10 protein-coding genes are annotated in these 14,922 nt (G+C 76.4%); all 10 read right to left on the bottom strand.

Features of this window, described 5'->3' with window-relative positions:
• Positions 1-19 precede the first annotated feature (19 nt).
• Positions 20-3,334: an error-prone DNA polymerase gene (locus PHY01_RS13385; RefSeq protein WP_141278961.1), complete on the bottom strand. Its 3,315-nt coding sequence runs from the start codon at positions 3,332-3,334 to the stop codon at positions 20-22.
• Positions 3,335-3,392: 58 nt separating this feature from the next.
• Complete coding sequence (locus PHY01_RS13380) at positions 3,393-4,241, bottom strand: NAD(P)H-binding protein (RefSeq protein WP_141278960.1); 849 nt, start codon at positions 4,239-4,241, stop codon at positions 3,393-3,395.
• A 48-nt stretch (positions 4,242-4,289) separates the two neighbouring features.
• Positions 4,290-6,125 (bottom strand): Y-family DNA polymerase, encoded by a 1,836-nt coding sequence (locus PHY01_RS13375; protein WP_141278959.1) that lies wholly within the window; start codon positions 6,123-6,125, stop codon positions 4,290-4,292.
• 85 nt (positions 6,126-6,210) lie between these two features.
• On the bottom strand, positions 6,211-6,963 hold the full coding sequence (imuA', locus tag PHY01_RS13370) for a DnaE2-dependent mutagenesis accessory factor ImuA' (protein WP_174824113.1): 753 nt from the start codon (positions 6,961-6,963) through the stop codon (positions 6,211-6,213).
• Between the two features lie 301 nt (positions 6,964-7,264).
• A complete protein-coding gene (gene purH, locus PHY01_RS13365) occupies positions 7,265-8,842 on the bottom strand; it encodes a bifunctional phosphoribosylaminoimidazolecarboxamide formyltransferase/IMP cyclohydrolase (protein WP_141278958.1) in 1,578 nt (525 codons plus the stop codon).
• Complete coding sequence (gene purN, locus PHY01_RS13360) at positions 8,839-9,444, bottom strand: phosphoribosylglycinamide formyltransferase (RefSeq protein WP_141279009.1); 606 nt, start codon at positions 9,442-9,444, stop codon at positions 8,839-8,841. The genes purH and purN overlap by 4 nt, the downstream gene beginning before the upstream one ends.
• A 120-nt stretch (positions 9,445-9,564) precedes the next feature.
• Entirely contained in the window at positions 9,565-11,634 is a 2,070-nt protein-coding gene (locus PHY01_RS13355) for a cell division protein PerM (RefSeq protein ID WP_141278957.1), read from the bottom strand.
• Between the two features lie 88 nt (positions 11,635-11,722).
• The gene (locus PHY01_RS13350; protein ID WP_141278956.1) at positions 11,723-12,691 is read right to left on the bottom strand and encodes a DUF5336 domain-containing protein; all 969 of its coding nucleotides are present in this window, start codon (positions 12,689-12,691) and stop codon (positions 11,723-11,725) included.
• A 143-nt stretch (positions 12,692-12,834) separates the two neighbouring features.
• The gene (sucD, locus tag PHY01_RS13345) at positions 12,835-13,722 is read right to left on the bottom strand and encodes a succinate--CoA ligase subunit alpha (RefSeq protein ID WP_141278955.1); all 888 of its coding nucleotides are present in this window, start codon (positions 13,720-13,722) and stop codon (positions 12,835-12,837) included.
• 3 nt (positions 13,723-13,725) lie between these two features.
• The gene (gene sucC, locus PHY01_RS13340; RefSeq protein ID WP_141278954.1) at positions 13,726-14,898 is read right to left on the bottom strand and encodes an ADP-forming succinate--CoA ligase subunit beta; all 1,173 of its coding nucleotides are present in this window, start codon (positions 14,896-14,898) and stop codon (positions 13,726-13,728) included.
• Between the last annotated feature and the right edge of the window lie 24 nt (positions 14,899-14,922).

The raw sequence follows: 14,922 nt of genomic DNA, 5'->3' as shown, positions 1-14,922 counted from the left end.
ATGTCGGCGGAGGCCCGGGTCAGCGGAAGTCGCGCGAACGGACCGCCACCGCCAGCTCCAGGCGGGTCAGCCGGTCGGCCACCAGGTTGAGCACCCCCTCCTCGCTGCGCTCCAGCCGCCCGCGCACCAGCAGCGCGGCGCTGCCGACCGCCACCGTGCGGTAGCGCGCCCACAGCCCCTCCGAGCAGGTCACGTTGAGCATCCCGCTCTCGTCCTCCAGGTTGACGAACGTGACGCCCTTCGCGGTGGCGGGCCGCTGCCGGTGGGTGACCAGGCCGCCGACCAGCACGCGCGGGGGTCGGCGCTCCGGGTCGCTCGGTGCGTCGAGGTCGGCGAGCCGGTCGATGCGCAGCGCACCGAGCCGGTCGAGGCGCTCGCGCAGATGCTGCACCGGGTGGCTGTCCGGGGAGACGCCGGTGGCCCAGACGTCGGCCACGGTGAGCTCGACGTCGGTCATGCCGGGCAGCGCGGGCGCGTCGAGGCCGACCGCGGTGCCCGGGAGCTGGTCGGGCCGCACCGACGCCACCACGCCCGCCGCCCACAGCGCCGAGCGCCGGTCCACACCGAAGCAGCCGAACGCCCCCGCCGTGGCCAGCGCCTCGGCCTGCGGCCCGGTGAGCCGCACCCTCCGGGAGAGGTCGGCGAGGTCGCGGAACGGGCCGCGCAGGTCGCGCTCGGCGTCGATCAGCTCGGCCAGGTCGGGCCCGATCCCGCGCACCTCCGCGGTGCCCAGCCGGATCGCGAACCCGCCCTCGCTGCGCGGATCGCTCTGCAGCAGCGCCTCGGACCGGCCGTGGTTGACGTCCGGGCCGCGGGCGAGCACCCCGTGCCGCCGGGCGTCGGCCACCAGCGACTGCGGCGAGTAGAACCCCATCGGCTGCGAGTTGAGCAGCGCCGCGCAGAACGCGGCCGGGTGGTACCGCTTGAACCAGGCGCTCCAGTACACCAGCGACGCGAAGCTGATCGAGTGGCTCTCCGGGAAGCCGAAGTTGGCGAAGGCCAGCATCTTGGCGAAGATCCCGTCCGCGACCTCGCCGGTGATCCCGTTGGCCGTCATCCCGTCGAAGAACCGCGCGCGCAGCTTCTCCATCTTCTCCGTCGAGCGCTTGGCGCCCATCGCGCGGCGCAGCTCGTCGGCGTCGCCCGCGGAGAAGCCGGCGACGTCGACGGCCACCTGCATGAGCTGCTCCTGGAACAGCGGGACGCCGAGCGTCTTCTTCAGCGCGTTCTCCAGCAGCGGGTGGTCGTAGACCGGCTTCTCCAGCCCGTTGCGCCGCCGGATGTAGGGGTGCACCGAGCCGCCCTGGATGGGCCCCGGTCGGATCAGCGCGATCTCGACGACCAGGTCGTAGAACTCCCGCGGCTTGAGCCGGGGCAGCGTGGCCATCTGCGCGCGGGACTCCACCTGGAACACCCCGACGGAGTCGGCGCGGCAGAGCATCTCGTAGACCTCGGGGTCGGTGGGCTGCAGCTCGTGCAGCTCGATCTTCTTCCCGGTGTGCTCGGCGACGAGGTCGATCATCAGGTGCAGCGCGGTGAGCATCCCCAGCCCGAGCAGGTCGAACTTGACGAGCCCGGCGTACGCGCAGTCGTCCTTGTCCCACTGCACGACGGTGCGGCCCTGCATCCGCGCCCACTCGACGGGCACCACCTCCGACACCGGCCGGTCGCAGATGACCATGCCGCCGGAGTGGATACCGAGGTGGCGGGGGAAGCCGATCAGCTGCCCGGCCAGCTCGCTCACCGGCTCGGGCATGCCCTCGACGACCGGCGCCCCGTTCCACCGCTCGATCCGCTTGCTCCACGCGTCCTGCTGGCCGGGGGAGAACCCGAACGCGCCCGCGACGTCGCGCACCGCCGACCGCGGCCGGTAGGTGATCACGTTCGCCACCTGCGCCGCGCAGGTCCGCCCGTGGGTGGCGTAGACGTACTGGATCACCTCCTCACGGCGGCCGGACTCGATGTCGAGGTCGATGTCGGGGTAGCCCTCGCGCGCCGGGGACAGGAACCGCTCGAACAGCAGCCCCATCCCCACGGCGTCGACGTTGGTGATGCCCAGCGCGTAGCAGACCGCGGAGTTCGCGGCCGAGCCCCGGCCCTGGCAGAGGATGTCGGCGCGGCGGCAGAACTGCACGATGTCGTGGACGATCAGGAAGTAGCCGGGGAAGTTCTTGTCCTCGATGATCGCGAGCTCGCGCTGGATCGTCTCCAGCGCCGCGCCGTACTCGGCGTGGCTGCCGTAGCGCCGGGCCGCCCCGCGCCAGGTGAGCTGCCGCAGCCAGCTCGCCTCGGTCTCCCCCGGTGGCACCGGGAACGGTGGCAGGTCCGGCGCCACCAGCCGGATCGAGAACGCGCACTCCCGCCCGAACTCCGCGGCCCGCGCCACCGCGCCCGGGTACCGCGCGTCGAACCGGGCCGCCATCTCCGCACCGGAGCGCAGGTGCGCGGTGCCCGCCGGGGGCAGCCAGCCGTCGATCTCGTCGAGGCTGCGCCGGGAGCGCACCGCGGCCAGCGCCGTGGCCAGGCGGAACCGGTCGGGGGTGGCGTAGTGGGCGGCCGTCGAGGCGATCGTGGGCAGCCCGGCGTCGGCGGCCAGCGCGGCCAGGGCGTCGTTGCGCTCGCCGTCGGTGGGCAGGCCGTGGTGGGTGAGCTCGACGGCGACGTGCCCGAACCTCTCCCGCAGCCACCGCAGCTCCTTCGCCGGGTCGCCACCGGTCTCCAGCGCGCGGCGCACGGCGCCCTTGCGGCAGCCGGTCAGCGCCAGCACGTGGCCCGCGGTGTCGGCCACCACCTCGTCGAGGTCGTAGACCGGGCGCCCCTTCTCCCGCCCGCGCAGCTGCGCGGTGCTGACGGTGCGGCACAGCGCGCGGTAGCCGTCCGGGTCGCGTGCCAGCAGGAGCAGGTGGGTCCCCTCGGGATCGGCCACCCCGTTCTGCGGGGCGGACAGGCCCAGGCTCAGCTCCGTGCCGAACACCGTCGGCAGGCCCACCTCGGCCGCGGCCTCGGCGAACCGCACCACGCCGTACATGCCGTCGTGGTCGGTGAGCGCCAGCGCGTCGAGACCGAGCCGGGCGGCCTGCTCGACCAGCTCCTCGGGGTGGCTCGCGCCGTCGAGGAAGCTGAAGTTGGAGTGGCAGTGCAGCTCGGCGAACGGGACGCGCTCCGCCGGGCGTTCCAGGTCGGGTGGCTCGTAGGGGCCGCGCTTGCGCGACCACGCCGGGCTGTCGCCCCCGTCGGCCTCCGCCCCGCCGGTGAGGCTGCCCCCGTCGCGCGGACGCCCGGACAGCGCCGCCTCCAGCTCCGACCACGGGACGTCCGGGTTGTTCCAGCCCATGCCCACAGTCGAACACACGTTCGATCCGGACTCAACGTCGCGCCCACCACTCCCGGGCTCACCGCAGCTCGTCCCACGCCCAGGAGGCGAGCGTGGTGGGGGTGGTCGTCGTGGCGTCACGGGGCTGCTCGGACACGAACCCGTCGCGCATCCCGGTGGACATCCCCATGATCGACTCCACCTGGCGCTCCCCCAGGCCCGCGCCCCGCAGCATCCCGCGCATCTCCTCGTCCGGCACGCGCTCGGCGCGCAGCGGGCGGCCGGTGGCCCGCGCGACGACCGCGGTGGCCTGCTCCCAGCTCAGGTCCTCGGGGCCGTGCACGGCCTGCACCCGCCGGCCGGTCCAGCCCGCGAGCAGACGGCCGACGGCCACCTCCGCGATGTCGCGCGGCGCCACCCAGGGCATCGGCAGGTCGACCGGCAGCACGACCGGGACGACGCCGGACAGCGGCTGCAGGAGCAGGTTGGTGAAGAAGAACCCGCAGCGCAGGTGCAGCACCGGGGCGCCGGTGGCGTCGAGGAGCTCCTCGGTGCGGGCGAGCCCGTCGATCTCCCCGACGCCGTGGCGCAGCTCGGCCCCGACGCTGCTCTGGAACACGGTGCGGCCGATGCCGTTCTCGGTGACGGCGCGGGCGGCGTGCGCGCCGAGGCGGGCGTAGTGGGCGGTCGGGTCGTCGCCGGTGCCGGGCGGGTCGACCCAGAACAGGGCGTCGGCCCCCGCCGTGGCGGCGACGACCGCGTCGGCGTCGGTGAGGTCGACCCGCACGGCGTCGACGTGCCCGCGCACGGCCTCGGGCAGCCGCGCCGGGTCGCGCAGCAGGGCGACCGGGCGCAGACCGGCGCGCACCAGCATCGCGAGGACGTGCCGGCCGACGTTGCCGGTGGGGGTGGTGACGGCGATCCGCATGCACCCCAGGCTCGCGGCCGACCCTGACAGCCCCGGTCAGGCACCCGGTCAGTCGTAGACGCCGACCACCCACCACCTCCCGTCGCGGTGGGCGAGCAGCAGCGCCGTGCCGTCGTCGAGGGCGAGCTGCATCCGGCTGACGGGCCCGGCGCCGGCCCACCACCGCTGCTCCAGCGGCCACGGCCCGGCCCACCCCCGCACCTCGCGGGCCGCGCCGCCGTCGACGGCGACCCGGTGCGGCGCGGCGGTGAGCCGGTCGGGGGCGGCGAGCCCGACCGGTGCGCCGCCGACGTCGAGGGGCTCGGCCGGCAGCGGTTCGACCGGGACCGTCGCCGGGGACGGGGCGGGCACGCGACCCGGCCACGACGGCGCCGGCTCCGGGACGGCGGGCCGGCCGATCGGGGTCGACCGCGTGGCCGCGCGGCGGCGCGCGTTGCTCGGGCGGGCGTGCCCGGACTCGGGCCGGTCGACGGCGCTGACCCGCCCGGTGGCACGCAGCACGTCGTCGGGCCAGCCCGCGGGGGCCCGGCGGGGCGTGCCGTCGCCCGGCCGCACACCCCACGACCACGCGCCCGGCTCGTCGGGGGCCGGATCCCGCTCTCCTCCGGCCCTCTCCCCCGCGGCGTCCGGTCCCCCCACCGGGCCCGTGCGGCGGGTGCGGCGCGGCGGCGGCGCCCCGGGCTCCCGCTCGTCCCCCCAGGGCACCAGCCGCACCTGCTCGGCGGGGTCGCGGCCGCCGGCGAGCACCGCGGTGACCACCGCGTCGGGCCCGAGCAGCGCCTGCACCCGCACCATCGCCCGCCCGGCCCGCGCGTCGGCCTCCCCGGCCTCGCCCCACAGCCCGAGCTGCAGCGCCCCGGCCGTCACCGTCTCCTCCGGGGTCAGCCGCAGCCACCGCACCTCCCCGGCGTGGCCGCGCGCCAGCCAGGCGTCGAGCTGCCAGCGGACGCGGTCGACGGTGCCGGAGGGCGAGAGCGGCTCGGCGCAGCGCCAGATCCGGTGCAGCTCCTCCCCCGCCGTGGTGCGGGCCGCGATCCCCAGCCGGGTGCAGGACAGTCCGTGCCCGGCGAGCGCGGCGTGCAGCCGCTCAGCCAGGCCGCGGGCGGCGAACGCGGCGGCGTCGACGCGGTCGACCGGCGGGTCCAGCTCGATCTCGACGGCCAGCTCCTCGGGCGGGCGGCGACGCAGCGGCGGACGCGGGTCGAGGCCGCGGGCGAGGCGGTGGGCCAGCACGGCGTCGGCCCCGAACCGGGAGGCGACGTCGTCGGCGTCGAGCGCGCCGAACGCCCCGAGGCTGCGCAGGCCGAGGCGGCGCAGCAGGTCGACGAGATCGGCCCGGCCGGCGTCGGGCTCGCGGTCGAGCTCCTCGACGCCGAGCGGGGCGAGGAACGGCGGTGTGTCGCCGGGACCCACCGCCAGCCCGCGCCGGGCCGCGAGGACGGCGGCGAACAGCCCGTCGGCGACCCCGACCTGGCACTCGACGCCCGTGCGCGCGGCCACCTGGTCGACCAGCCGCTCCGCCGCGGCCTGCTCGGAGCCGAACCAGCCGACCGGGCCCCGGGCCGGCATCACCAGCAACCCCGGCCGGACGATCTCGACACCGGGCGCCAGCTCCTCCACCGCGACGACGACGGGCTCGAACGCGCGCGCGTCGCGGTCGGGGTCGCGGGCGAGCACCGCGAGCTCGGGGCAGCGGGCCTGCGCCTCCCGGCGGTTGAGCCCGCGCCGGACCCCGTGCGCACGGGCCACCGCCGAGCACGCCAGCACCCGGTTGGCCACCACCACCGCCGCGGGCCGGTGCGGCGCCACCCCCTCCGCCCGGGCGGCCGCGGTGACCGGCCAGTCCGGCGACCACAGCGCCAGCACCCGCACCGGCTCGTTCATGATCGCGGACAGTGGCCGGGAGGTGTCACGGGCGACACCCGCGGACCACTCGCGGCGATCATGAGCACGGGCGCGCGGGAGCCCCTCATCCGGCCACCACGGCGGCCGGCTCCGGCACGACGACCTCGGGCGCACCACCCGGCCCCCCGCCGCGGGACGGCAGCAGCAGCCGCCCGCCCCTCCCCGGACCGAGGCCCTTCCCCCGCAGCTCCACCCGCACCCGCCGCGCGCACAGCCGCCCGGACCCGCCCTCCAGGCCCTGCCACTGCGCGTCGGCGCAGCTCAGCTCGACGTCGGCCCCCGGCCACGGACCCAGCGCGAGCAGCACCGCCCCCCGCTGACGGGCCCGGGCGGCGAGCCGCTGCCGGTCGGCCGCGCGCACCCCGCCCCCCGCCACCGCGACGACGTCCATCCCGTCGAGCAGGGCCACCGTGACGGCCAGCAGGTCGCGACCCGGCCGGGGTACCAGCGCCAGCCGGTCGAGCCGCACGCCCGCCTCGGCGGCGGCGACCAGCCCGAGCTCCGGACGGCCGACGACCCCCACCCACGCCCCCTCCGCCGACGCCTCGGCGACCAGGGCCAGCAGCAGGGAGGTGGCCCCCGGGCCGCCCACCACCGCGACCGAGGACCCCCGGCGCAGGCCCCCGGCCGGCAGCAGCCGGGCCAGCGGACCGGCCACCGGCAGCACGCGCCCGTCGGCGGCGGGCCCGCCGACGGGACGGATGCCGGCGGCCCGGTCCTCCAGGCCGCGCAACACCCCGCGGGCCAGCTCCAGCCGGCTCGCGGCGTCGGCCCGGGACCCGCCCCCGGGCATGCGTCGGACAGCGGCCTCGGCCACGGCATGCCTCCCCCGTCACGAGATGAACCGGCACTCGCGCCGTGGGAAGTCGGCGTGCTCGAACTGATGTTCGACAGCGTAACCGCCGGTGCACGCGGGGGGCAAGAACCGGTCCGGGTATCGACCGATCGGCCGTGGTGCCCACGACCCCGGGACCGGGCGCCACCGGTCGACCGCGGACGCAGGACGGGGGACTCGGCAGCGCAGGACGGGGGACTCGCGGGCAACACCCGCGAGTCCCCCGTTCCCCGTCCCCGAGTCCCCCCGTCCCCGAGTCCCCCGCCCCCGGGGTCGCCGTCGGTCAGTGCGCGAAGTGGCGCGTGCCCGTCAGGTAGAGGGTGACGCCCGCGGCCTGCGCCGCCGCCGTGACCTCCGCGTCGCGCACCGACCCGCCGGGCTGCACGACCGCGCGGACGCCGGCCTCCAGCAGCACCTCGAGGCCGTCGGGGAAGGGGAAGAAGGCGTCCGACGCCGCCACCGAGCCGCGGGCCCGGTCGCCGGCGCGGGCCACCGCGAGGCGCGCGGCGTCGACCCGGTTGACCTGCCCCATCCCCACGCCGACCGCCGCGCCACCGGCGGCCAGCAGGATCGCGTTGGACTTCACCGACCGGCACGCCCGCCAGGCGAACGCGAGGTCGGCCAGCACCTCGGGGGACGCGGCGTCCCCGCAGGCGAGGGTCCAGGACGCCGGGTCGTCGCCGGGGGCGTCGACGGCGTCGCGCTGCTGCAGCAGCAGCCCGCCGGTGATCGGCCGCAGCTCGGCGCCGGTGCGCGACGGGGCCACCGGCAGGCGCAGCACCCGCACGTTCTTCTTGCGGGTGAGCACCTCGAGCGCGCCGTCGGCGTAGGAGGGCGCGAGGACGACCTCGGTGAAGATCTCCGCCACCTGCTCCGCCATCTCGACGCTGACCTCGCCGTTGGTGGCGATCACCCCGCCGAACGCGCTGACCGGGTCGGTCGCGTGCGCCTTGCGGTGCGCGTCCGCGACGTCCGTGCCGACCGCGATCCCGCACGGGTTGGCGTGCTTGATCACCGCGACGCACGCGACGTCGCCGTGGTCGTGGGCCGCGCGCCAGGCCGCGTCGGCGTCGACGTAGTTGTTGTAGGACATCTCCTTGCCGTGCAGCTGCTCCGCGGCCGCGAGGCCGGGGCCGCCGGAGACGTAGAGCGCGGCGGCCTGGTGCGGGTTCTCGCCGTAGCGCAGCGTCGCCGCGCGCTCCCAGGTCGCCCCGGCCCAGACCGGGAACAGGCTGGGAGGTGCCCCCGGGCTGCCCGGGTCGGGGGCCAGGACGCTGCCCATCCACGACGCCACCGCGACGTCGTAGGTGGCGGTGTGCCGGAACGCGTCGGCGGCGAGCAGGCGCCGGTCCTCCAGCGAGAACCCGCCGCTCTTGAGCTGCTCCAGCGCCCACCCGTAGCGCGACGGGTCGACCACCACGGCCATGCTGTCGTGGTTCTTCGCCGACGCGCGGACCATCGCGGGCCCGCCGATGTCGATCTGCTCGACGCACTCCGCGGGCGTCGCCCCCGACGCGACCGTCGCGGTGAACGGGTAGAGGTTGGACACCAGCAGGTCGAACGGCGCGATGCCCAGCTCGGCCAGCTGCGCGAGGTGCTCGGGCTTGCGGGTGTCGGCGAGCAGGCCGGCGTGCACCCGCGGGTGCAGGGTCTTGACCCGCCCGTCGAGGCACTCCGGGAACCCGGTCAGCTGCTCGACCGGCGTGACCGGCACCCCGGCGTCGGCGATCCGCTGCGCGGTGGAACCGGTGGACACGATCTCCACCCCGAGCGCGTGCAGACCGGTGGCCAGCTCCAGCAGCCCCGCCTTGTCGTAGACGCTGATCAGCGCCCTCTTCACGGGCCTGCGCTCCGAGCTCACGGGATGGTCACCTCTCGTCCGGTCACGGTGGCCCCCTGCCGGGCCAGCGCGGCGACGGTGCCCACGAGCAACCGCCGCTCCTCGATCTTGATGCGTTCGTGCAGCGTGGCGACGGTGTCGCCGGGTTCGATCGGCACGGCGGCCTGCGCGAGCACCGGGCCGGTGTCCATGCCCTCGTCGACGAGGTGGACGGTGGCGCCGGTGACCTTGACGCCGTAGGCCAGCGCGTCGGCGACGCCGTGGACCCCGGGGAACGACGGCAGCAGCGCCGGGTGGGTGTTGAGGACCGGGGCGCCGACCCCGGACAGGAACCCCGGACCGAGGATCTTCATGAACCCGGCACTGACGACCAGGTCGGGCCGGTGCGCGGCGACGGCGTCGGCGAGCGCGAGGTCCCAGGCGGCGCGGTCGGGGCGGTCGGCGACGCGGAGCACGAAGGTCGGGATGCCCCGCCGCTCGGCGCGGGCCAGCCCCTCGATACCGGGCCGGTCGGCCCCCACGGCCACCACCTGCGCGGGCGGGCCGGCGTCGAGGAGGGCCTGCAGCAGCGTGCCGGACCCGGAGACGAGCACGACGACCCGCGCCGGGTCCGGGATCGCGATGCGCCGGCCGGGACCCGCGGACGGGGCGGCCGGCGGGCTGCTCGGCGACGCGGACACGCGGGCTCCTCGCGGCTCGACGATGATCGGGGAGAACCCGTCCAGCCTAGGCGGCGGCGCAGGTCACACCGATGTCGGAGCCCCGCCGTCGCCCTCGGCGGCCTCGCGGGCGGCCCGCTCCGCGGCCTCCCTCGCCCGCTGCGCCACCAGCTCTGCCACGGTGCGCGGGGCGGCGGGCCCGGCGGCGGCGGTGTCCCGACGCTCCGGGGTGGCGTCCGCCCGGCCGCGGCCGAACCAGCGCGGGCGGCGCTGCGGCTCCCGGTCCGCCGCGGTCGCCGCGGCGCCGCCCCGCCGAGCGGGTGTCGCCGCCGGGCCCGGGACGGGCCCGTCCGCCGTGCGGACGTCGGGGCGGCTGCGGTCGCGGACGCCGCGGCGGTCCCGGACGGCGGGCCGCTGCCGGGCGATCCGGTCGACGGCCCGGTCGCGCGCGGGTGGGTCGGCAGGGTCCGCGGGCGGGTCGGCAGTGTCCGCGGGCGGCTCGGCAGGGTCCGCAGGCGGGTCGGCAGCCTCCGCGGGCGGCTCGGCAGGGTCCGCAGGCGGGTCGGCAGCCTCCGCAGGCGGGTCGGCAGCGTCCGCAGGCGGGGTCCGGTCGGTCGTGTCGGACTCGGTGGTGTCCCGGACCGCGTCCGGCCCCGCGGACCGGTCGCCGTCCTCGACGGGTGCCGGGGTCCGCTCGTCGCCGTCCGGTGGGTCCTCCTCCGACGCGGCGCTGCCCTCCGGCCGACCGCCCCCGTTCGGGGCCGCCTCGTCCGTCCCGGCGCCCTCGTCCGTCCGCCCGTCCCGGTCCCGCTCCGCCCCGGCGGGCCCGTCCGGCTCCCGTTCCTCGTGTTCCTCCGCCGACACCGGCGCGTCGTCCGCCGGCTCGACCTCCGGCTGGTACTCCGGCTCCGGCTCCACGGCCGCGACCGGCGCCCGGTCCCGGGCGTCCACGTCCTGGTCGTCGTCCTCGTACTCGTACGGGTCCTCCCCGGGCGCCCGCCCCGCCCCGAGGAACACCACGAGCAGCGCGGGCAGCCCGACCAGCAGCAGCACCGCCGGCACGAGCAGCTCCACCGGGATCCGGACGGGGTCGTAGGGCCCGGCCGCGAGCCGCCCCCCGGCGAGCGCCCCCAGCATCCCGGCGACGACGGCGGCACCGGCGACCGCGGCACCGGCCACCGGCAGCGCGTCGTCCCCGGAACGGCGGGCGACGACCCCGGTCAGGCCGCCGACGACCAGCGGCCCGGCGAGCACCAGCGCGGTCCACGCCGGGGGCGACCCGGCGGGCAGCGCCGCGAGCAGCGGGAACACCGACGGCTCGCCTGCGGTCACCCCGAACGGCGAGACCGCCGCGGTGCCGACGGTGAACCCGGGCCCGACGACCCACGCCAGCCCGCCGACGACCGCGTTGGGCAGGTAGGCGAGCGCGAGCAGCGTGACCCCGATCCCGGAGCCGAGGTCGGGCGCCAGGTCGGCGTAGCTCTCCCCGACGTCGGGGGCTCCGAGCAGCAGCCCGGCGAGCAGCGCGACGGCGCCGAGGGTGAGCAGGCCGGTGAGCGCGACCGCGCCCGTCCGGACGGCGGCACCGGTCCACGCGGGGATCCGCCGGTCGGCGGGCCGGCCGCACACCCGGACGACCCCGATCGTCGCGGCGCCGCCCGCCACCAGCCCGGAGGAGACGAGCGCGGCCCACGGGGCGGCGGCCACCTCGGCCGCCCGCGGCAGCAGCGCACTGCCCAGCACGGCGACGGCGGAGTGCGCCCCGGCGAACGTCGCGAGCACCGCGCCCGCGTCGGTCCGCCAGCGCCCGCCGAGCCGGCGCACGGCCCAGCCGGCCCCCGTGGCGACGACGCCGGCGACGACGACGGTCGGCAGCAGCGGCAGCACGCTGAGCGGCTGACCGCCGAGCACCAGCGGGATCAGGTGGGCCGCCAGCCAGAGCGGGATCGCCGCGGCGAACGCGCCGTCGACCGAGATCCCGGCCCCGGCGGTGAGCACGACGGCCGCGGCCGCGGGCACCAGCAGCGCGTAGCTGACGATCACCGTGCCCATGGCCCCGGCCATCAGCACGCGGAGCCGCTCGAACCCGTCGGCCTCGGACCGCTCGACGGCCTCGTCCGGGTCGTGATCGGAGGCGTCGAGGGTTCGGGTCACCCCCGCAGGGTCGCAGCGCGGCGGGCGCGGATCGAGCAGGCGCGCGGATGCCCGGCCGAGTGATTCGCCGCCGGGCGCCCGCGCCCCGTCAGCCGGGCCGCGACTGCTCGTCGGGGGTGATGAAGCGCGTCTCCTCGGCCCGGCCCTGGTCGGCCTCGGCGGCGGGCGCGCCCTCGGGCGGGGTGACCGGCGTGCCCGACACCGGCGTGCTGGCCGACGACGAGACCTCCGTGGTGGCCGAGCCGGACCCGCTGTACCAGCCGGAACCGGCCTCGGCCGAGCCCGGCGCGGGGAGGGCGGAGGTCGCCTCCGTGGCGCTCTGGCCCGGGTCGGCCCCCTGGCCCGCCGCGTAGCCCGCACCGCCGTAACCCGCGGCCTGGCCGTACGCCTGGCCGTAGCCGGGCTGACCGCCCGGGGCGGCACCCGGACCCTGCGGCCCCGACGGCTGCGGTCCGGACGGCTGGACACCGGGCTGTGCGCCGTAGCCGTAGCCCGGCTGCTGCTGGCCGTACCCCGGGCCGTATCCGGGCTGCTGTCCGTAGCCGCCGTACTGCTGGCCGCCGTAGCCGGGGGGCTGCTGGCCGTAGCCGCCGTACTGCTGGCCGCCGTACCCGGGCGGCGTGGCCGGGCGGTGCGCCGGGGCCTTGAGCACGCCTGCGTCCATCAGCATCGCACCAGCGGCCAGCCCGGACGCCACGAACGCGAGGACGAGCCCGACGACCAGCAACGCGGACGGGCCGCCGCCGAAGTCCTGGCCCGCCGAGCTCGTGACGGCTTGGAGCAGCTGCAGCGTGCCGGTGAACAGCAGGACCACCGCGGGGACCAGCACGCGGCCGACCTTCGGCAGCACCGCGGCCCCGGCGAGCAGGCCGCCGCCGATCACGAGCGCACCCGCGAGGCTGCCGGTGAAGGTGAACTCGTCGAAGAAGCCCAGGAGGTAGATCACCACCACGAGCGCGGCGGCGCCGAGGGCCAGCAGCCGCGCGGGCCCGGGCCTGAGCTGGTGGTCGGTGGTGCTGGTCGCGGCCGTCGAGTTCGACTCGGGCTGCTGGGTCATCGTCAGTGCTCCCCTCCGTGCGGACTCCCGCGGTCCGGCGTACGGGCGTGCCGAACGCTAGTCCATCGACGGCGATCGTCCTCCCCGGACGCACGGGAGCCGCGCCCCGGAACGGGACGCGGCTCTCGTGGAACGGGACGGGTCTAGAGCCCCTTGACGATCTCCCGCATGAGGTCGGCGGTCTCGCTCGGCGTCTTGCCGACCTTGACCCCGGCGGCCTCGAGGGCCTCCTTCTTCGCCTGCGCGGTGCCCGCCGAGCCGGAGACGATGGCGCCGGCGTGGCCCATCGTCTTGCCCTCGGGCGCAGTGAAGCCCGCGACGTAGCCGACGACCGGCTTCGTCACGTTGGCCTGGATGTAGGCCGCCGCGCGCTCCTCCGCGTCGCCGCCGATCTCGCCGATCATGACGATCGCGGCGGTCTCGGGGTCGGCCTCGAAGGCCTCCAGCGCGTCGATGTGCGTGGTGCCGATGACCGGGTCGCCGCCGATGCCGATGGCGGTGGAGAAGCCGATCTCGCGCAGCTCGTACATCATCTGGTAGGTCAGCGTGCCCGACTTCGACACCAGCCCGATCTTGCCGGGGCCCGCGATGTCGGCCGGGATGATGCCGGCGTTGGACTTCCCGGGCGAGATGATCCCGGGGCAGTTCGGGCCGATGATCCGCGTCTTGTTGCCCTTGGCCACCGCGTGCGCCCAGAAGTAGGCGGAGTCGTGCACCGGCACGCCCTCGGTGATGATCACCAGCAGCGGGATCTCGGCGTCGATCGCCTCGATCACGGCGTCCTTGGTGAACTTCGGGGGCACGAAGGCGACGCTGACGTCGGCGCCGGTCTCCTTCATCGCCTCCTCGACGGTGCCGAACACCGGCAGGGTCTTCCCGCCGATCTCGACCGTCGTGCCGGCCTTGCGCGCGTTCACGCCGCCGACGATGTTCGTGCCCGCCGCGAGCATCTTGGTGGAGTGCTTGGTGCCCTCACCACCGGTGATGCCCTGGACGATCACCTTGCTGTTCTCGTTCAGGAAGATCGACATGTCTCAGGCCCCCGCCGCTGCGAGCTCGGCGGCCTTGTCGGCCGCGTTGTCCATCGTGTCCACCTGGGTGACCAGGGGGTGGTTGGCGTCGTCGAGGATCTTGCGCCCCTCGACGACGTTGTTGCCGTCGAGCCGGACGACGAGCGGCTTGGTGGCCGCGTCACCCAGGATCCCCAGCGCCTCGACGATGCCGTTGGCCACCGCGTCGCACGCGGTGATGCCACCGAAGACGTTGACGAACACCGACTTCACGTCCGGGTCGCCCAGGATGACGTCCAGGCCGTCGGCCATGACCTGCGCCGAGGCGCCGCCGCCGATGTCGAGGAAGTTCGCGGGCTTGACGCCGCCGTGCTTCTCGCCCGCGTAGGCGACCACGTCGAGGGTGCTCATGACCAGGCCCGCGCCGTTGCCGATGATGCCGACCTGGCCGTCGTCGAGCTTGACGTAGTTGAGGCCCTTCGCCTTCGCCTTCGCCTCGAGCGGGTTCTCGGCCCGCTCGTCGACCAGCGCCGCGTGCTCCGGGTGCCGGAAGCCGGCGTTCTCGTCGAGGGTGACCTTGCCGTCGAGCGCGATGACCCTGTCCTGCGGGTCGCGCACCAGCGGGTTGACCTCGACGAGCGTGGCGTCCTCGGAGACGAAGGTCTCCCAGAGCTTCACGATGACGTCGGCGGCCTCCTCGGCCACGACGGCCGGGTACTTCGCCGCCGCCACGATCTCGGCCGCCTTGGCGCGGTCGACGCCCGCGATCGCGTCGATCGGGATGCGGGCCAGCGCGTCGGGGCGCTCCACGGCGAGCTGCTCGATCTCCACGCCGCCCTCGGCGCTCGCCATCGCGAGGAAGGTGCGGTTGGAGCGGTCGAGCAGGAAGGAGAAGTAGTACTCCTCGGCGATGTCGCTGGCCTGCGCGACCAGGACGCGGTGCACGATGTGCCCCTTGATGTCCAGGCCGAGGATGTCGGTGGCCTTCTCGGCCGCCTCGTCCGGCGTGGACGCGAGCTTGACGCCGCCGGCCTTGCCCCGGCCGCCGACCTTGACCTGGGCCTTGACGACGACCGCGGTGCCGATCTCGGCGGCCGCCGCCTTCGCCTCCTCGGCCGTCTCGACGGTCTTCCCCGGCAGGACCGGGACGTCGTGCGCGGCGAAGAGGTCCCTCGCCTGGTACTCGTAGAGATCCATGGGCTCTCCCACTCCGCTGTGCGT

It is taken from the genome of Pseudonocardia hydrocarbonoxydans (genome assembly GCF_006539565.1).
Taxonomy (GTDB): domain Bacteria; phylum Actinomycetota; class Actinomycetes; order Mycobacteriales; family Pseudonocardiaceae; genus Pseudonocardia; species Pseudonocardia hydrocarbonoxydans.
Note: the sequence above shows the minus strand (reverse complement) of the source record. Positions and strands in the feature narration are given on the sequence as shown.